At 60.7% G+C, this 16,805-nt stretch carries 17 protein-coding genes; 6 read left to right on the top strand and 11 right to left on the bottom strand.

Translation table 11 applies throughout. The features are described 5' to 3' along the window. Positions 1-44: 44 nt before the first annotated feature. Complete coding sequence (locus KIO76_RS25320) at positions 45-1,463, bottom strand: FAD-dependent oxidoreductase (protein WP_213326342.1); 1,419 nt, start codon at positions 1,461-1,463, stop codon at positions 45-47. Positions 1,464-1,691: 228 nt separating this feature from the next. Here KIO76_RS25320 and KIO76_RS25325 point away from each other — a divergent pair, with 228 nt between their 5' ends. Both KIO76_RS25325 and KIO76_RS25330 read left to right on the top strand, forming a co-directional pair. Further along, entirely contained in the window at positions 1,692-2,636 is a 945-nt protein-coding gene (locus KIO76_RS25325) for a carbohydrate ABC transporter permease (protein ID WP_213326343.1), read from the top strand. Beyond that, positions 2,626-3,462: a carbohydrate ABC transporter permease gene (locus KIO76_RS25330; protein ID WP_291976865.1), complete on the top strand. Its 837-nt coding sequence runs from the start codon at positions 2,626-2,628 to the stop codon at positions 3,460-3,462. The genes KIO76_RS25325 and KIO76_RS25330 overlap by 11 nt, the downstream gene beginning before the upstream one ends. Positions 3,463-3,574: 112 nt before the next feature. On the opposite strand, the gene KIO76_RS25335 is transcribed toward KIO76_RS25330, so the two are convergent. From KIO76_RS25335 to KIO76_RS25370, 8 genes are all read right to left on the bottom strand, one after another. Next, a complete protein-coding gene (locus KIO76_RS25335) occupies positions 3,575-4,675 on the bottom strand; it encodes a phosphonoacetaldehyde reductase (protein ID WP_213326344.1) in 1,101 nt (366 codons plus the stop codon). Next, positions 4,672-5,529 carry a phosphonoacetaldehyde hydrolase gene (phnX, locus tag KIO76_RS25340; protein WP_213326345.1) on the bottom strand — a complete coding sequence of 286 codons (858 nt, stop codon included), beginning with the start codon at positions 5,527-5,529 and terminating at the stop codon, positions 4,672-4,674. The genes KIO76_RS25335 and phnX overlap by 4 nt, the downstream gene beginning before the upstream one ends. A 14-nt stretch (positions 5,530-5,543) precedes the next feature. Further along, positions 5,544-6,452, bottom strand: a complete 909-nt coding sequence (locus tag KIO76_RS25345) for a PHP domain-containing protein (protein ID WP_213326346.1) — start codon at positions 6,450-6,452, stop codon at positions 5,544-5,546. Positions 6,453-6,486: 34 nt separating this feature from the next. After that, positions 6,487-7,269, bottom strand: a complete 783-nt coding sequence (locus tag KIO76_RS25350; RefSeq protein WP_213326347.1) for an ATP-binding cassette domain-containing protein — start codon at positions 7,267-7,269, stop codon at positions 6,487-6,489. Continuing rightward, positions 7,266-8,246 carry an ABC transporter ATP-binding protein gene (locus KIO76_RS25355; protein WP_213326348.1) on the bottom strand — a complete coding sequence of 327 codons (981 nt, stop codon included), beginning with the start codon at positions 8,244-8,246 and terminating at the stop codon, positions 7,266-7,268. The genes KIO76_RS25350 and KIO76_RS25355 overlap by 4 nt, the downstream gene beginning before the upstream one ends. Beyond that, complete coding sequence (locus KIO76_RS25360) at positions 8,239-9,171, bottom strand: ABC transporter permease (protein WP_213326349.1); 933 nt, start codon at positions 9,169-9,171, stop codon at positions 8,239-8,241. Before KIO76_RS25360 ends, KIO76_RS25355 begins: the two co-directional genes overlap by 8 nt. Before the next feature lie 2 nt (positions 9,172-9,173). Beyond that, positions 9,174-10,094, bottom strand: coding sequence for an ABC transporter permease (locus KIO76_RS25365; protein WP_213326350.1), 921 nt, complete (start codon positions 10,092-10,094; stop codon positions 9,174-9,176). A 171-nt stretch (positions 10,095-10,265) separates the two neighbouring features. Continuing rightward, entirely contained in the window at positions 10,266-11,804 is a 1,539-nt protein-coding gene (locus KIO76_RS25370) for an ABC transporter substrate-binding protein (RefSeq protein ID WP_213326351.1), read from the bottom strand. 191 nt (positions 11,805-11,995) lie between these two features. Between KIO76_RS25370 and phnF the strand changes: the two genes are divergently transcribed. Continuing rightward, positions 11,996-12,706 (top strand): phosphonate metabolism transcriptional regulator PhnF, encoded by a 711-nt coding sequence (gene phnF, locus KIO76_RS25375; RefSeq protein ID WP_213326352.1) that lies wholly within the window; start codon positions 11,996-11,998, stop codon positions 12,704-12,706. Positions 12,707-12,757: 51 nt separating this feature from the next. Here phnF and KIO76_RS25380 read toward each other — a convergent pair whose 3' ends face one another. Further along, entirely contained in the window at positions 12,758-13,321 is a 564-nt protein-coding gene (locus tag KIO76_RS25380; protein WP_213326353.1) for a hypothetical protein, read from the bottom strand. 243 nt (positions 13,322-13,564) lie between these two features. Beyond that, positions 13,565-14,527: a LysR family transcriptional regulator gene (locus KIO76_RS25385; RefSeq protein ID WP_213326354.1), complete on the bottom strand. Its 963-nt coding sequence runs from the start codon at positions 14,525-14,527 to the stop codon at positions 13,565-13,567. Between the two features lie 437 nt (positions 14,528-14,964). On the opposite strand from KIO76_RS25385, the gene KIO76_RS25390 reads away from it, so the two are divergent. The 3 genes from KIO76_RS25390 to KIO76_RS25400 all read left to right on the top strand — a co-directional run bounded on the left by KIO76_RS25390 (position 14,965) and on the right by KIO76_RS25400 (position 16,777). Beyond that, positions 14,965-15,366 carry a GlcG/HbpS family heme-binding protein gene (locus tag KIO76_RS25390; RefSeq protein ID WP_213327108.1) on the top strand — a complete coding sequence of 134 codons (402 nt, stop codon included), beginning with the start codon at positions 14,965-14,967 and terminating at the stop codon, positions 15,364-15,366. A 42-nt stretch (positions 15,367-15,408) separates the two neighbouring features. After that, positions 15,409-16,218, top strand: a complete 810-nt coding sequence (locus KIO76_RS25395) for an SDR family oxidoreductase (protein WP_213326355.1) — start codon at positions 15,409-15,411, stop codon at positions 16,216-16,218. A 73-nt stretch (positions 16,219-16,291) separates the two neighbouring features. Continuing rightward, positions 16,292-16,777 carry a nuclear transport factor 2 family protein gene (locus tag KIO76_RS25400; RefSeq protein WP_249730038.1) on the top strand — a complete coding sequence of 162 codons (486 nt, stop codon included), beginning with the start codon at positions 16,292-16,294 and terminating at the stop codon, positions 16,775-16,777. Positions 16,778-16,805: the final 28 nt, after the last annotated feature.

Consider the following 16,805-nt stretch of genomic DNA (forward strand, 5'->3'; position numbering starts at 1 on the left):
GAGGCGCCGCGATGGATCCGCAGAAAGCGTGTCGGCGAAGCGCGTCAGAGCTGTGCTCCCTGGTCTTTTAGTGCTTGCTGGATGACGCCGATAGGCAGGTGCCGTGCTTCGATGCGGCGATCTGCGGCCAAAGCTGCGGCGACGCCGGCCGCCTGGCCGGTGACAATGCATCCGGCCTGCTGTCGGATGGAGCCGCAGGCCACGCGGTCCGCCGAGACGCACCGTCCAGCGATCAGCAGGCCGTCGATCTCCTCGGGGACCAGAATCCGAAACGGTATCTGGTAGAGCCTGCCTCCACGAATCGCGGTCATGCGGGTGTTTTCGCTACCGTCGATATTGTGGACATCGACCGTTGCGCCGCAATAGCCGATGCTGTCAGGGAAGCTGCGCGCTTCGAGCACGTCCTCTCCGGTCAACATGTACTCGCCGATAACGCGCCTGGTCTCCCGCACGCCGATGTTGTCGGCGATCTGCAGGACGTAGGCATTTTCATAGCCGGGGACGTATTTGCGGTAGAACTCGCCGATCTTCAGCGTGAAGTCTCGCATTGAGCCTATCGCCTCGCTGAGTGTCTTGTTGTCCGTAGCGTCGACGCGATAGGCCATGTCGACATTGTGCATGGTCGTGTCGTAGACGACTTTGCCGTTGCGGAAGATCGGGCGCAAAATATTGTTGTGCGCTCGAGGGTTAAGTGTCGTCGAGCCAAAGGCCTCGGGATAGTCGCCCGCTTGGGCGGCGACCTCGCGCAGGCGCGGCAGCCCTGGTATCGTCAGCGGCTTGCCATCCTCGTAGAGCTTGCGCAGCTTTCTCAGATAGCCCTCTGAGAAGTCCTCTCGGCCGCTGCATGCATAGGCGATCGTCCTGTCGAGTTCGACGCCGCCCATCAGGAAATACATCGTGATCGGCTGGACGTAGGTCGGGTCGCCATTCTCGCCCTGTTCGTAGCGAGCGCCGGCAAGCCACGCCACATGGCCGTCGCCAGTAGCGTCAATGACGCAGTCGGCGATGATTTCGTTGCCGAAATTGGCCTTCACGCCGGCAACACGTCCGTTTTCCCGCAGCACTGCCGTAACCTTCGTGTGGTATTCGATGGCAACACCTGCCTCACGGCACATCTTGTCGATGACAACCTTCATGATCTCGGGGTCGAAGCTGACCCGGATAGTCGCCTTGCCCGGGGTACCGTAAGCGCCGCCGGCATCGATCAGCCGATCGATCATTTCCTGGGCGATCCCCTGCACCACCTGGTCCCCGGCATGGGACGTTTCCATCTCGACGAGCGTTTCCTGGTCCCGCCACGGCTGGTGCCTCAAGGAGACTATTCCTGGGACGAGGCCGCCGGTCATGGTGCCGCCGAGATAGCTTGATTGCTCGAGGAGCGAGACATTTGCTCCCGCCCGTGCTGCAGCAATAGCGGCGGCGAAGCCGCTCGTTCCTCCGCCCACCACAACCACTTTCGCCATAACTTCGCTCCCTTGAATCCTGTCGGATCGTGCCGACGGCTCTTTCCTGAAATTACAAATATGTAAATCAATGTGACATCCTTGACAAAAACGCAAGGGGGGCATAGACGTGTGATGGCTGCTGTCGCAGTTAAGACCCGGTCAAGAGGGCGAATGGGAGGGAGAATGCGCGATGCAGCACGCCCGGTGTCCTGATCCACCCAAGCGCGTGTCAGGGAAAAATAGGACATGATCGCGGAGATCGCCCGACGGATCGACATCGGGCCTCTGAGGCGCGATGCTTCGCTGCTCGATCGCCAGCGGCGGCCTCAGACACGCCACGGTTTCTACGTCCTGCTACTTCTGCCGGCGCTGCTGCTTCTCGTCGCCCTGCTGGCGACGCCAGCCGTCTATATCGTCTGGCTCAGCTTCCAGAAATCGACCCTTGGCCAAGAGCCCGCTTTCGTGGGCCTCGCCAATTACGGGGCGCTTATTGCCGATAGCGCCTTCTGGCGCGCGGTCTGGAATACGTTCGCCGTCGTCAACGTGATTGTCTATGGCGAGCTCGCATTCGGGCTCGCGGTAGCCGTTCTGTTGAGACGGGTCGAGATCGGCCGCAAGTTGATCATCGCAGCGATCATCGCGCCCTATGCGATCACCGAGAGCAGCGGCATCGTCATGTGGCGGTTCATGATGGAGCCCGATGTTGGAATAGCGTCCAGGCTCCTGGATGGGCTTGGTCTGGTCTTGCCGTGGGATTCGGAGCCCTGGGCCGGGCTCGCGCTTGCCTGCCTGATCGCGATCTGGCACCACATGCCCTTCACCTTCCTCATTCTTTACGCGGCGCTATTGAGCGTTCCGAAGGAGACGCAGGAGGCGGCGGCCATCGACGGCGCCACGGCCTGGCAACGCTTCTGGCGGGTCGAGGTGCCGATCATCATGCCCGCCATCCTGGTCGCGATCCTGTTTCGCTACATCTTCGCCATCAGGCTGTTTGGTGAGGTATGGCTGCTGACACGTGGCGGTCCTGCACGGCTGACTGAGGTTCTGGCGATTTATCTCTACCGGGAAACTTTCCAGTATCGGAACTTTGGTTTGGCATCCGCCGCTGGTGTATGCATGCTTTTGCTATCTCTTTTGATAGCTCTGCCCTATCTCTACAGGATGGCAAAAGAGGTGCGCCGTGGTGCATGACGCCCGCCTGTCGACCCGAGTACTACGCGCGGCCGGCATTCTTGCAGTGCTGACCTGGAGTTTAGCGCCGATCCTGCTTGTCGTGACGTCAGCCTTTAAGGAGCCGCGCCAGATCTTCGAGGTTCCTTTCCGGGTGTTCTTCATACCAACCGCCGAGAACTTCGAGACCCTTGCTCGTCTCAATCCCGAGTTCTTCTCCGGCCTACGAAACAGCCTCATCGTCACAGTATTTACAGTGCTCCTGACCCTCTGCGCGTCTTTTGGCGCCGGCTATGTCTACGCAAGGACAAAGGAGACTGCTTACAAAGTCTCCGCAGTCTTCATGCTGGTCGTCAGGATGTTGCCGCCGATCGTCGTAACGGTCCCGCTGTTTCCGGTCGTCAATTGGCTGGCGCTGAATGACAGTCACCTCATTCTGATCCTTCTCTATGCGGCATTCTATGTCAGCCTCGGTGCCTGGATGATGCGCTCGTTCGTGGCGCAGATCCCGATCGAGCTCGAGGAAGCCGCGGCTATCGACGGTGCGACCCTCTGGCAGGTCCTGCGGCTGGTCGTCCTGCCTCTCGCGGCGCAGGGGCTCGTGGCTCTGACGCTCTTTGTCGTCGTCTTCGCGTGGAATGAATATGTCTTCGCCATGATCTTCACCATGAACAATGCGCGCACCGCGCCTGTAGTGATCGGCGAGATGTTGAGCACCGCCGAGGGCGTGCAATGGGGTGCCGTCTTCGCGGCAGCCACAATCCAGCTTGTGCCCGTCGTGTTGATCGTGCTCGCCCTTCAGCGTTTCCTCATCGCCGGCCTTACAGCGGGTGCCGTCAAGAGCTGACAAGGGCCGTCTTTGCGTCGATTCCACGTTCCGGACCAGAAAATAAATGTTCAACCCTGCGACGCCGAGAACATTGGTCCATTACCGCCAGTCTAAACGGCCCAAGCGCGCGTCAACCGACCTCTGACGATGGATAGCGTCCGATCGGCGCGATAAAGTTTCGGCCCCGTGGTCCCGCGAAAGCATTTTCGAGGATCAACCGCCAATCGGCGGCACCGATGCCCAGCTCAGCGGGGGACCTCGGCACGCCCAGTTCGCTCAAAACATGGCGGAGCTTGACTGGCGCATCGTCCAGAGTGCCGAAAATTGCTGCCAACGCCGCGTCGCAAGATGAATCGATGCCGGCTGCGGCCATCATGACCTCCGGTAAGCAGAACGAGCATGCGATACCATGAGGAACCCCGTGACCTAGCGTGATGGGGTAGGAGATGTTGTGGGCAAGCGCGGTCTTCGTGTTGGAGAACGCAAGGCCCGCCTGGGTCGCGCCATGGGCGAGGAGCGTGCGCGCTTGGGCGTCGGTGATGTCGTTCTGGAGGCGGGGAAGCGCGGTCAGAATGGCGTGCGCGGCCTCGATGGCGAAGGTGCGTGTCACCGGATTGGCATTGACGTTCCAGATGCTTTCGAGCGCGTGCGACAGGGCGTCGAGGCCGCTCGCCAGCGTGAGCCCCCAGGGCAGAGACGCAGTGATCACCGGATCCACCAAGGCCGCTTGCGCGAATAGATCCGACCGCGCCAGCGAAAGTTTGCGATCGGCTTCTGGATCCCAGATCGTGGCCCACGGGGTGAGATCGCTTCCCGTCCCGGCGGTAGTCGGGATTGCTATGAGTGGCAAAGATGGAATCTCCATGGAGCTGCCGGTCTCCAGGTAATTGCGCACGGGGTCGAATCGCATGTGGCCAGCGGCGAGAAACTTTGCGGAGTCGATGACCGAGCCGCCACCCAGCGCCACGATGACCTCGATCGCCCCATCCAGCGGCGCGAGTCGCTGGCAAATTCCCCGCAACAGCGTCAGGGAAGGGTTCGGGGTGACTGTGTCCACGACGCCCCGGGGGTCGCCTGCCTGCTCCGCCACCCTGGCGCGCCAGGGCAATATCGGTCCGTCCGGATGGGTGACGAGGAGATAGGGCCGGCCGGCGATTTCCTTACCGATTTCGTCGATGACACCCTCGCCGAAACGCAGCCTGACCGGGTTGTGGTAGGTCCACCCTGTCATGGCTTGTCCCCGGCTAGCAGCCTTGCGTTGATGGCCGCGATCACCGGCGAAAGATCGGCGATCGTGTCGATTGTGAAATGGGCTCCCGCGCCGTTCAGCGCGATGCGGGCCGCCTCGCGTCGCGCGGCCTGTTCCGCGTCGTCGAGTGCCAGCCAGTCGGCCAGCGACAGCCCAACCTCATTGCCGCTCGCGATGATGCCGACGGCCCACATTCCGGCGGCGCGGGCCGCGACAAGCCCGGTTGGGCTGTCGTCGACCACAACGCAGGCGCGCACATCAGGTGCACCGAGCGCGAGTGCGTTGGCGAGAACCATATCGGGATAAGGGCGCCCTCGGCTGACGTCGCTGACCGTCACGCAGTGGTCGGGCTCGTAACCTTGCATACTTGCGAGCGGCATAAGTCCGTCCATGACGCTGCGCGGATAGCCTGTGGTGCTGCCGATCGCGATGTTCTGTGCTCGCAGGTGAGCGACCGCCTCAAGCGCGCCGGGAATAAGCGCGCTATAGCGGGCGCAGTTGACGGCATCTATCCTGAGAAAGGCTGCATAGAGCCGATCGATATCTGTTTCGCTGGCGATATGGCCTTTCTCCGCCCGCCAACGTCGGGAGACGTCGGGCTGCGCGAGGATCAGCGCGATATGTTCGCGTTTGGCGGCGCCCATCGGGGCGCGCGCCTCCGCTTCCGATATAGAGAGGCCTTCCTCCGCAAAGGCTTCGCGGAAGGCCGCGACGGGCGCGATGCATCCGAAGTCCAGCACTGTGCCAGCCCAGTCGAAGATCACGGCGGAAACGGGGCCTCGGAAGGCTTTTCCGAGTAATGGTTGGGGCCTCTGGCCGTCGGCGATCGCCATCATGGTTATGCTCCCGGTCAGAACCACATCGGATTGGACCAGGCGCAGCGCCCGGCGGCATCGAGCACGGCAAGGCGTCCCCAGCCTTCCGCAAATCGGGACAGGGGGAGGCGCGCCTCGGTCATGTCGCTGCCGGATGCGAAGGCCGAGCGGGCGTGGCGACCCAGGAGCATGATCTGGACGCTGGGTGAGCAACTGACCACCAGTTCGTCGCCTTCGCGCCGGATGTCGTGGATGTCTGGGCCCTGCGTGGAATAGTAGTGGCCCGCCTTAAGCGCCGCGAGCAGGGCCTCGGGTTCATTGGCAGCCGCCTTCACCATCACCCATCCGCCGAAGGCGTCGCGCTCCACGTCGCCGGGAATATTGAAATGCGCGTCGTCGCAGGCGAGCGCGTTAATCTTGCGGCCTTCGATAAGCATTTGGTCGAGGAAATAACTGCCGCCTCCGCGGGAACAGTGCACCTGACTTGTATGGTTATACACTTCGACCGCGTGGGCGTTGGCGATTGTCCGGGCGTCCTCGATCGTCAAGGCATACCATTCGGGATGGGGAATGGCGACGAAAGCGCCCGCCCGATAGGCGCGCTCCGCCAGTTGCGGCCCTGTCTCGTCCGCGCTCGGGGGCGCAAAATCCGCCGGCAGGCCGACTGCCAGAATATGCCAATGGTCGCCGCCGCTCGTTGCATTGGCGTGAAGTTCAGCGCCCAGAATGGTTGTGAAACGGTCAGTCCGATAGCCCGTCGTGTCGGTAAGGGGGAAGTCGTAGGCCTTCAGGAAGTGATCGGAGAGGCAGAGGAAATCATAGCCGCGCTCCCGATAGCGCCGGCAAACGTCTTCGGGTTCAAGCTTGCCGTCGGAGCGCGTGGAGTGGGTGTGCAGGTTGCCCTTGAAGAAGCGGCCGGGGGCAGTGAAGGTGTCAGGAGACATAGGTTTCTATCCGATGGGGTGGGAAGCGGAGACTTCATTGAGGAAGATCAAGCGTAGGCCGATCCCGTAGCAGGGCTTGCGTCACCGGGTGGCGCGGCGCGTCGAAGACAGCCTCGACCGCGCCTTCCTCCACGAGCTCGCCGCGGTGCATGATCGCGACCCGCTCACACAATTCACGCACGACGCCGAGGTCGTGTGAAATGAACACCAGGGTGAGGCCTGTCTCTGCGCGCAACGCGGCAAGCAGCTCCAAGATCTGGGCCTGGACGGACGTGTCGAGCGCCGACACGGGTTCGTCGGCGATGAGAACGGAAGGCGCCAGTGCCAGCGCCCGGGCAATGTTGACACGCTGGCGCTGGCCACCCGAGAGCGTATGGGGCAGCCGGTGCTGGTAATCCGGCGCAAGCCCGACCTTGCCGAGCAATTCGATGACTCGCGCCCTGCGCTCCGACGGCGCGCCGATGCGGTGGATGTCGAGCCCCTCGCGGATCGACGCCCCCACTGTCTGGCGTGGGTTGAGCGAGGCTCCCGAATCCTGGAACACCGCTTGGACCTTGCGGCGGAAGACCGAAAGCGCCGCCCTGTCGAGAGCAAAGGGATTCTGTTCTCCAATCCGGATCCTGCCACGTGTCGGCGCTAGCATGCGCAACAACACGCGGCCCAATGTCGATTTGCCCGAGCCGCTTTCGCCAACAATTCCCATGCTGCAACCAGCGGGAATCAAGAGCTGCACGCCGTTGAGGGCCGTTGTCGTCTGCCTACGGGCGAAGAGACCCGCAGTATAAGTGACGGAAAGGTCGTCAACCTCAATTCTCACGCGGCCGCCCTCCAGCAGCGGACATCCCGCTGATTTCCCGCGACAACCGGCGGAGCCTTGATGCAATCTGGGCCGGCGAATGGGCAACGCGGGCGGAAGGCGCAGCCCGCCGGCACGGCCTTAGGCTCTGGCGCATAACCCTTTAGGCGCGGGTAGGGGCTTCGCGCCCCCGGCACCGAGGCGAGGAGACCTGCGGTATAAGGATGTTGGGGGGATACCAGGAAATCGCGAACTGTCGCGACTTCAACGATCTCGCCGGCGTACATCACGGCGACGCGGTCCGCCACGTGGGCGACCACGCCGAGGTCGTGAGTGATGAAGATCACCGCGGCGTTCGTCTTGGCCTGCTGGGCCTTGATCAGCCGCAGGATCCGGGCTTGGACCGTCACGTCGAGAGCCGTTGTCGGTTCGTCGGCGATGATGAGGCGCGGATTGCGGGCGATCGCCATGGCGATCATCACGCGCTGGCGCTGCCCGCCGGAAAGCTGGTGCGGATAGCGGCGCGCAATCGCCGCGGGATCGGGCAAGCCCACCTCATCAAGCAAGCGGGCAATCGTCGCCCGGAACTCTGTGGCGCCGATCCTCAGCCCGGCAGCGCGCAGCGCCTCGCCGACCTGGCGCCCGACGGTGACAACAGGATTGAGGCCCGAAAGGGCGTCCTGCGCGATCATTGCAATGCCTGTTGCGCGTACCCGGCGCATTGTCGCGGCGGAAGCGGTCACCAGATCAAGTGGCCCGGTCGGCGTGGCCAGTATGGCGCGCCCTGTAATGCGTGTGCGTACCGGCGTGAACGGCGCCTGGTTCTGCCGTATCAGCGCCTTGGCGAGCGTTGACTTGCCCGAGCCGCTCTCGCCCACGATGGCGACCGTTTCACCGGCACGGAGGCTCAGCCGCGCGCCCCTGACCGCCTCGATGGGGCCGGAGGCGGCATCAAAGGTCACGCGAAGGCCGTCGATGTCCAGAAGCACATCAGCCATTGTGCAGTTCATCCATGCTGTCGCGAAGCGCGTCGCCGGCGATTTGGAAGGCGAGGGTGATGAGGACGACCACCATTGACGGCACGAGCGCGATCCACCAGGCGTTGACAAGATGATCGCGGCCATCGCCGATCATGCGCCCCAATGAGGCTGTGGGCGGCTGCACGCCGACCCCGAGGAAGGACAATCCCGCCTCCATCAGCAGCACGCCGGGAAAGCTGAGTGTGATCATCACAAGCATCGGTGAAATGAGATTCGGGAGGATGTGACGCAGGATGATCCACCCCGGGCCGCCCCCTAGAACGTGGCTTGCCTCGACATAGCCAAGCTCCCGCAGGTAGAGCACCTGTCCGCGCACCAGCCGCGCGTAAGCTTCCCAGCGCACCAGGCCGATCATCACCACCAGCACCCACGTATCCGTGCCGAGAAGGGCGATGCCGCACAGGATCAGCAGCAGGTTTGGGAGAGTGATGAAAACGTCGACCAACATCATGGCGAAGCGATCGAACCACCCGCCCATGACACCGCTGACTACCCCGAGGCCGATGCCGAGAACCGCGCTGAAGATCAAACCAAATACCGCGATGCCAAAGCTGGTGCGGATGCCCCACATGACGCGTGACAGGAGATCGCGCCCGATCTGGTCGGTGCCGAGCAGGTGCTTCCACGTGCCACCCTCGATCCAGACGGGCGGGGCCGCGCGGGCGAGCATATTGACGCGGTCAGGATCATGCGGGGCAAGAACCGGCGCGAGTAGCCCAAGAAGAATGATCACGCCGAGCATCGCCAGGGAGAGGGTCAGGCGGTTCAAGCGAGGCCAGGCGAAGCCCCAGCGAGCACGATCTGGTGCCAGCGGCGAGATTGTGCCGGGCTTCTCGTCTGCAAGCACAGCGGTGACGGGCGCAATCTTGACATCGATAGACATGATCAGGCTTCCAGCCGAACGCGCGGGTCCGCAACGGTGTAAAGGAGGTCGACGACAAGAGTGATCATCACAATGATGGCGGCATAGGCCAAAACGCCGAACTGCAGCACCGGATAGTTGCGATCGAGCACCGCATTGACCAACACTCGGCCAACGCCTGGCAGCGAAAAAACGGTCTCGACAAAAATAGATCCGTTCACGAGCCCGGCGATTTCTAGTCCTAGCACAGTAAGCAACGGTACCATGGCATTGCGCAGAATGTGCCCTTGCGCCAGGCGTCGCTCGCTGATGCCCTTAGATAAGGCCGTCATCACATGCGGTTGCGCGATGGCGTCGAGCATGGCGGCACGCATATAGCGGGCGAGCGCCGCGATCATGGGAATGGCGAGCGTCAACACGGGCAGCACAAAATGCGACGCGCTTTCAAGCCCGGATGTTGGCAATAAATGCCAGTAAAAGCCGAACAGCAGCACGAGGCCAATTCCGAGCACATAGTGCGGAATGGCATAGCCCAGAAAAGCGAACCACATGGCAAAACGCGCCGTGGCGCTCTGCCGCCACAGCGCGGCTATCGCCCCGAGTGGGATACCGAGGATAATGGCGACAAGCAGCGCCAGGCCCCCGACCAATAGGGTCGCGGGCAGGCGTTCGGCATAGATCTGCCAAACGCTTTCCTTGGTGAACAGCGACTGTCCAAATTGTCCGGAGGCGAGCGCCCCGAGATAGATCATGAACTGCTGTGTCAGGGGCTTATCGAGATTCCATTCCTGTCGTAATGCCTGTTCATGCTCGACAGTCGTGCCCTCTGGGAACATCCGCTCGAAGGGCTCACCCGAGAAGCGCACCGTGACGAAGGCGATCAACAGCACCAGCGACAATGCCACCGCAGCGCGCAACAATCGGCCAGACATAAAGCGGATCATGGAAGCTCCTGCGCTCGGAAGGAAGGGCGGATGGCGGGTACGGCAGGTCCAGCCGGTACGGAGTTAGCCTTGCTTGAGACATGGCCGAGCCATTCAGGGACCTGGATCGCGCCGGAGGTCTTGTCGTGCTCGGACTTGCTCAATCCACCATCGCCGTCTTCTGTGAGAGCGTTATTGGCTCGCCTTGACCTTATCGATCTTGATCTGGCCAGCCCGCAACGGCAGCACATAAGGGCGGTAGGCAATGGGGATCTCGAAGGAAATGCTGTCGCGCATCGCATAGATCTCGTGCGGCTCGTAAAGCAGGATCCAACCAGCCTCCTGCTGTTCGAGTTCAAGCAACTTGCGGTAGGCGTCCTTGCGGGTCTTCACATCGGTTCCAAAACGAGCGGCCTCAAAGGTCTTGGCCCATTCCGGATGGGAGGGTGCCCAGGTGCCGCGCTTGGCGTAGTTGCTGGTGGATGACCAGTGGACGTCCATCGCCCCCATGGGGTCGGGATAATACATCGGGTTGGACCAGGCCACGATATTGGACTTTTGGTAGTCGATTTGCTCGACCTGCTGAAGCTTCAGGTTGAGGCCGCATTCCTGCCATTGCTGCTGGATGACCTGTGCGGCGAGGTTCCCATAGAGATAATAGTTCTGAGTGAACTGAGCGGTGATCGGCTCACCCTTATAGCCTGCCTCCGCCAAAAGGCGTTTGGCCTTCGCCACGTCGCGACCGCTGTAGTCGATATCCGGCATATAGAACGGCTCGCCATACTCCTCGAACTGATGTGCGCGCGGAACATGGGCGAGGCCACCCCACAGCCCGTCGACGAGAGCCTTGTTGTCCGTGCACAGGCGCATGGCTTGGCGAACGCGAAGATCATTAGCCGGCTTGGCGACCTGGTTGACCACCCAAACGTGGAACATTGGCCACGTCACGCCGAGCGAGCGGATTCCGTCGCGCTTCAGGGCCGGCGCTTGGTCGGGCGGGATATTGGCGATGAGGTCGAACTCGCCGTTGACCAGGCCTGTGATACGGGACGCGACCTCGGGCACAAGGCGGAAGTCCAGCTTGTCCAATGGTGCCTTCTGATCCCAATAATCATCGAAGCGTTCCATCACGGCGCGCTCGCCTGCGGTCAACTGCACGACCTTATAGGGACCAGTTCCGATCGGATGGAGAAGGGCTTGATCGTAGCCCTTTGCCGCATAGTGTTCCTTTGACGTAATGCTCGCGGTGCTGAGCGACATCAAGGACTCAAAAAGAGGCTCCTCGCGTTTGGTATGAATACGCACCGTCAGCGGGTCCACGACTTCGACATGGTCGAAGTTGTAGTGAAATGTTCCCCAAGCGGAGGTGTATTCCGGGTCCTTACCGCTGAAAATGGGATCAAGCGAGAATTTGACATCCTCCGCGTCCATCGTGGTGCCGTCGTGCATCTTCACGTTTGGTCGCAATTTCATTTCCCAGATGGTAGGGGCCACCTGCTTCCAGGAGAGGGCAAGACCAGGCTGGAAACTGAGGGGGCGGGCGAACGGATCGCGCGTCACCAGGGTCTCATAGACCTGGTAGAGCATCGGCGCCCCATCGTTGCCCCAAAAATTGGGCGCGAACTTCGACGGAAAGGTCGGCAGCGCCACGCGCAGCCCCTCGGCTGCAGCCGGGGTGAGCAGCATGCTGCTGGCCAGCAGAGCCGATGTGAGAATGCTCTTGATTGTCATGGCGTAGGTTCCTGGTAGCGCCCATCGATGGGTCTTGAACAACACGCACAGGGATCCCCGGGCTCGACGACAGTTCCGTGACATGAGGGCGTCACCGGCCGTTCACCACACCAATCTTCAACAAAGCGTCACACCAAATCCGTTACTTGGCGGATGTGGATCGATTTGACGGAGGCCAGCGTGGGGACGCCATGATGGTGAGTGAGAACCGCAGGGAAGCGAGACGGATTGCTGACGCAATCGCAGCGCGGATTGCATCGGGAGAGCTGAGGACAGGCAACAGGCTGCCACCCCAGGTCGAGCTTGCCGCCCAGTTTTCCGTCAACCGCCACACGATCCGGCGCGCCATCGAGATGCTCGAACAACGCGGCCTTGCCCGAGGGCGGCAAGGCAGCGGGGTTTACGTAACCGGACCGCTGATCGATTACTATGTGAAGTCACGTACCCGTTACAATGATAATGTTCGCGCTCTAGCCCAGAATTCTCGCATAGAACTTCTCGATCTTCAGGACCGGAGAGCCAGTCCGGAACTCTCCAGAGACTTGGCGATCCGCCGCGGCGGGCGTGTATTCGATCTGCATATCCTGCGGTGGGCCGGCCACGATCCCTTATGTGTTGCGCGGCATCTTTTCTCCGCGGATCGTTATCCGCAGCTTCCGGAGCGCTTCGCGGAAGCCAGCGGGATCACTGATCTCATACAGCGGCTCGGGGTGGAAGATTTCCGGCGCAGCGACACCGCCATCTCGGCGCGTCAGCCGACATCCGCCGAAGCGAGGATGCTGCACATCCCCCACGATAGCCCTGTCGTGGTCTTGGAGGGGCGCAATGTCGACTTGCATGGTGTGCCCGTGGAGATCAGCACCTCGGTTTGGCCGGCGACGCGCATCAAGGTGCATGTATAAGGAGCCGGCCAATCGATTTTGCAACGTCGACGTCCGCAGCTCCGCTGACGATCATACTTCGACCCTGTCGGTTCGATTGCCCACAACCACTTTCGTCGTTTGGGTTTCGTCATCTGAGTGACGCTGTTGTGCCTGTATATTGTAATATCGAACAAAGAGTCGTCGGGCGATGTCTTGCCTAAGGGGCATGTCAGTAAGATGCTGGAAATAGCGAAGCCTACCAAAATTCATCGCGACTTTTCGATCAAGAATGCGGGACTTGTACTCGCCGATGAAGTTGTCCATGGGTCGCTTCGCGTATCTCACGGCATGATAGCCGATATCTGCGAAGGATCGACCACTTCGGTGGATGCGGTCGACGCGGAAGGTGACTTTATCATCCCGGGCCTTGTTGATGTTCATACGGATCACGCCGAAAAGCAGATGATTCCGTGACCGAACGTCCGATGGAACGCGGCCAGCGCCGTTACCATGCATGATCGGGTTGTGTCTGCGTCCGGGATCACGACGGTTTTTGACGCTCTTGTCATTGGGCATGTCGAAGACATGGACAGAAAATCGCTGCTGCCGCTCACCCTGGATGGGCTTCGTGCCGCGCGTAGGAGCTTCGTCCATCTTTGCCCATTTCGTCGTGATGCAAGGATCATAGTGAAATCCCGGCTATGCTAACAGCCCAGGATCAATCTAGCCAATGCTAGCGGCTGCTTCAGCGCACAAGCTCAAACCCAACTTGCAGAACAGAGGCTGCTTCCATCGACGGCGAATTAGTACCCATGTCAACCCCGCTCGAATTCGAGATACCGTCGCCCGCCCCTTGCAATAGCGCGAGGAGCGGTGGATCGCTTCACTCAATTCGTTTCAACAGCTCGCATTTCCTTGGGGTGATGCCGCGGCGGATGCAATAAGAGGCGCCCACGTCGAGATCTGGACATGGGCGCTAGTTTGCGACCTTGCATCCAGCAAACACTTTGTCATTGAGCGGACAAAACGGGATTTTTTCGCCTCGCTCCGGTAGCCGAGGAAAAAATTGCATGGCATGGGTGGACTGAACGGACGGAGCACCAAATCCATGTTATCCAAGCCTTCGACAGACATGGGATTGACGAGACCGACCCCAACGCCTTCGCTGACGATCGCCAGAAGGGTCATGCACATCGGCGTCTCGGCAACCACGTTTAACTTATAGCCCCCGGCGTCCATGACTTCGACCAATGCCCGTCGGAGGCGCGCGGCCGGCGTATGGGCGATATACTCGACGCCATGTAAGTCAGCCGGCGTGATGAGATCCTTTTCTGCAAGCCGGTGCCTTGAAGACATGGCGCAGACGGCGGAATGTACCGAAAAGGGCTGGTACTCAATGTCGGGAATGTCGATCTCCTTGGGTGCTACGCCGACATCGACTTGGCCGGTCGCGACGGCCGTCCATACCTCTGCGGTCGACATCAACTGAGCCGAGACTGCAACATCGGGATGGATCGCACGAAAGGCGGTAACGGCGCGCGACACGACGGGCAAGCCGATGCCCGGCATATTCGCGATGCGGATGATTCCCAATCCGCGTTCGCGGATCTGAGCCGCCGTGTGCTTCAGTACTTCCAAGCCGACGAAAGTGCGCTCTACGTCCGTGTAGAACAGGCGGCACTGCGGCGTCGGGTCCAGTCGCCCGCGGGTTCGGTCGAAAAGAGCAAACCCGATCGCTTTTTCAAGCTCCGACACCAACCGGCTCACCGCCGGTTGCGTGATGCCCAGAGCTTCGGCCGCGCGAGAGGCGGAGCCGGACTTCATTACGGCTCTGAAAGCCTCGATCTGACGGATATTCATAGTCCCCCTATAAGGTTTGGTAATAGGATCGCGTGAACTCTGAATTTGCGTTCCACCCCAACATTTATAAATTTGCCCGGCCTAGAGGATTCGTCAATCGGATCATTCGCGGCGCAACGTTGGCCGTCATTTCAAGACTTACGGTGTGAAAGACCTGTGGCCTTATTCGGGTGCGCCTCGGGCGATTGAATATTTATATCATGACGTATCGCTTGGGAAGTTAGCGTATTTGCCGGCGCATATTGTGCGAGTTTGCCGTTGTTGCGCTCGATAGACTTGGATATTCTATCATAATCTTCATGCCCAATATCGGTTATGGTGAATACTTTCAATTGTAGAGACGGGTCGGCGAATTGATGTCATCGATACAGCAAGGCGAGCCAAGTTCGTTATTGTGTTGATCTATCATTCGCTACTCAGCGCGGGAGTTCACAATGATGATAACATCTCATCAAGCACAGATCGCCATAGCGGCCGGTGAAGCGGCAGCCACCGCAAGTGGCGTACCCGTCAATATTGCCGTCCTCGACGCGGCTGCTCATCTCAAAGCATTTACGCGGATGGATGGGGCGCTTCTCGGATCGATAGAGATCGCGGTAGGCAAGGCAAGGACCGCCGCGTTTTTTCACATGAGAACCGAGGCTGTCGGCGATTTCTGCAAGCCTGGGGGGACTTCTCCTGGCCTTGAGCTGACCAACGGCGGCCTTGTCGTGTTCGCCGGTGGCATTCCCCTCAAAGGACCTGACGGCGCGGTAATCGGCGCTGTTGGCGTGTCCGGCGGCTCCGTAGCTCAGGATCTGGCGATAGCGGAAGTCGCAGCCGCTGCGTTGAACAACTGAAGAGTTTGCTGTCCGCACTATCACTTCGAGAAAGGAACGATCATGTCCAAGACAATTCTTATCACGGGCGCGGGCTCCGGTTTTGGCAAAGCTGCTGCGATCGGGATGGCCAAAAACGGCCACAACATCATCGCCACCGTTCAGGTCTCGCCGCAGGTGACGCCATTACGCGAGGAGGCTGAGCGGCTCGGTCTAAAAAACATTCGGGTGGAGCGGCTCGACCTCACAGATCCCTATGACATCAGTCAGGCGCAGTCCTGGGATATCGACGTGCTCTGGAACAATGCGGGCCAGGGCGAAGCGGGCCCAGTCTGGGAGATTCCCGTTGATCTGGTACGTCGTAACTTCGAGATCAATGTCTTCCTGCCGCTCTCCCTCACTCAAGGTGTTGTCCAGCGGTGGGTGCGCGAGGGTAAGAGCGAAGGCAAGAAGGTCGTCTTCACCTCCTCCATGGGCGGCCTATTCACGCCGGCGAACTGGGGCACTTACGTCTCCACCAAGCACGCGCTGGAATCGATCGCCGAAGCCTTACAGCAGGAGCTCGCCACTTACGGCATCAAGATCCAGACGATCAATCCGGGAGCCTACTACACGGGTTATAACGAGACTATGGCGGACAACCCGTTCCGCTGGCTGGACGACAAGAAGAACTTCACCAAGCGTGCGGACCTGCGCAAGGGCTTTGACGACTTTTTCGCGACGCCTGAAGGCAAGATGGACCCGCAGGAGATGATCGATCGCATGATCGAGATCGTTCCGGCAGACACCGGCAAGTTCCGCAATGTGGTGCCAAAAGCGATCGAGGACATGCTGAAGCAGCACCAGCTCGCGGCGTGGGACAATCAGATCTGATCCGCGCGCCGGCCGCGCAGCGGTGATGAGTACACCGCTGCGGTGGGCCCCTCAATCAACAAGGACGATCCCTATGATCAGCTATGGCATCATGACCGCTCTCGCAGCGACGGGATTGGCGCTGGCCGCCTTCACCCCTGTTGCGCTCGCGAATTCGGCTGGTAAGGAGAACAAGGCCATTGTCCAGCGCGCCTTCGACGCTTGGGCAGCCGGCACCGGCAGCCCGTACGACCTGCTTGCTGATAACGTCACCTGGACGATCGCCGGCAACTCGCTTGCCTCGAAGACGTATCCGAGCCGCGAAGCCTTCCTCAACGGGGTGATCCGGCCTTTCGTCGCGCGCATGAGCGTTGGCTTGAAACCAGCCATCAAGGACATATACACCGACGGTGACACGGTGATCATCCATTTCGACGCGGCCGGCACTGCCAAGGACGGCAAGCCTTACGTGAATACCTACGCGTGGTTCCTCGACATGGATGGCGGCAAGATCGTCAAGGCAACAGCGTTCTATGACAGCATTGCCTTCAACGACCTGTGGACCCGCGTTGAGCCTTGATCGCACGACGGGACGGATGGCTTTCCCG

This window comes from Chelatococcus sp. YT9 (assembly GCF_018398315.1).
Taxonomy (GTDB): Bacteria; Pseudomonadota; Alphaproteobacteria; order Rhizobiales; family Beijerinckiaceae; genus Chelatococcus.

Excerpts from the sequence above, each read along its gene's own strand:
- KIO76_RS25320 (WP_213326342.1), bottom strand. The coding sequence starts at position 1,463 with ATGGCGAAAGTGGTTGTGGTGGGCGGAGGAACGAGCGGCTTCGCCGCC.
- KIO76_RS25325 (WP_213326343.1), top strand. The coding sequence starts at position 1,692 with ATGATCGCGGAGATCGCCCGACGGATCGACATCGGGCCTCTGAGGCGC.
- KIO76_RS25335 (WP_213326344.1), bottom strand. The coding sequence starts at position 4,675 with ATGACAGGGTGGACCTACCACAACCCGGTCAGGCTGCGTTTCGGCGAG.
- phnX (WP_213326345.1), bottom strand. The coding sequence starts at position 5,529 with ATGATGGCGATCGCCGACGGCCAGAGGCCCCAACCATTACTCGGAAAA.
- KIO76_RS25345 (WP_213326346.1), bottom strand. The coding sequence starts at position 6,452 with ATGTCTCCTGACACCTTCACTGCCCCCGGCCGCTTCTTCAAGGGCAAC.
- KIO76_RS25355 (WP_213326348.1), bottom strand. The coding sequence starts at position 8,246 with ATGGCTGATGTGCTTCTGGACATCGACGGCCTTCGCGTGACCTTTGAT.
- KIO76_RS25360 (WP_213326349.1), bottom strand. The coding sequence starts at position 9,171 with ATGTCTATCGATGTCAAGATTGCGCCCGTCACCGCTGTGCTTGCAGAC.
- KIO76_RS25365 (WP_213326350.1), bottom strand. The coding sequence starts at position 10,094 with ATGATCCGCTTTATGTCTGGCCGATTGTTGCGCGCTGCGGTGGCATTG.
- KIO76_RS25370 (WP_213326351.1), bottom strand. The coding sequence starts at position 11,804 with ATGACAATCAAGAGCATTCTCACATCGGCTCTGCTGGCCAGCAGCATG.
- phnF (WP_213326352.1), top strand. The coding sequence starts at position 11,996 with ATGATGGTGAGTGAGAACCGCAGGGAAGCGAGACGGATTGCTGACGCA.
- KIO76_RS25380 (WP_213326353.1), bottom strand. The coding sequence starts at position 13,321 with ATGGACGAAGCTCCTACGCGCGGCACGAAGCCCATCCAGGGTGAGCGG.
- KIO76_RS25385 (WP_213326354.1), bottom strand. The coding sequence starts at position 14,527 with ATGAATATCCGTCAGATCGAGGCTTTCAGAGCCGTAATGAAGTCCGGC.
- KIO76_RS25390 (WP_213327108.1), top strand. The coding sequence starts at position 14,965 with ATGATAACATCTCATCAAGCACAGATCGCCATAGCGGCCGGTGAAGCG.
- KIO76_RS25395 (WP_213326355.1), top strand. The coding sequence starts at position 15,409 with ATGTCCAAGACAATTCTTATCACGGGCGCGGGCTCCGGTTTTGGCAAA.
- KIO76_RS25400 (WP_249730038.1), top strand. The coding sequence starts at position 16,292 with ATGATCAGCTATGGCATCATGACCGCTCTCGCAGCGACGGGATTGGCG.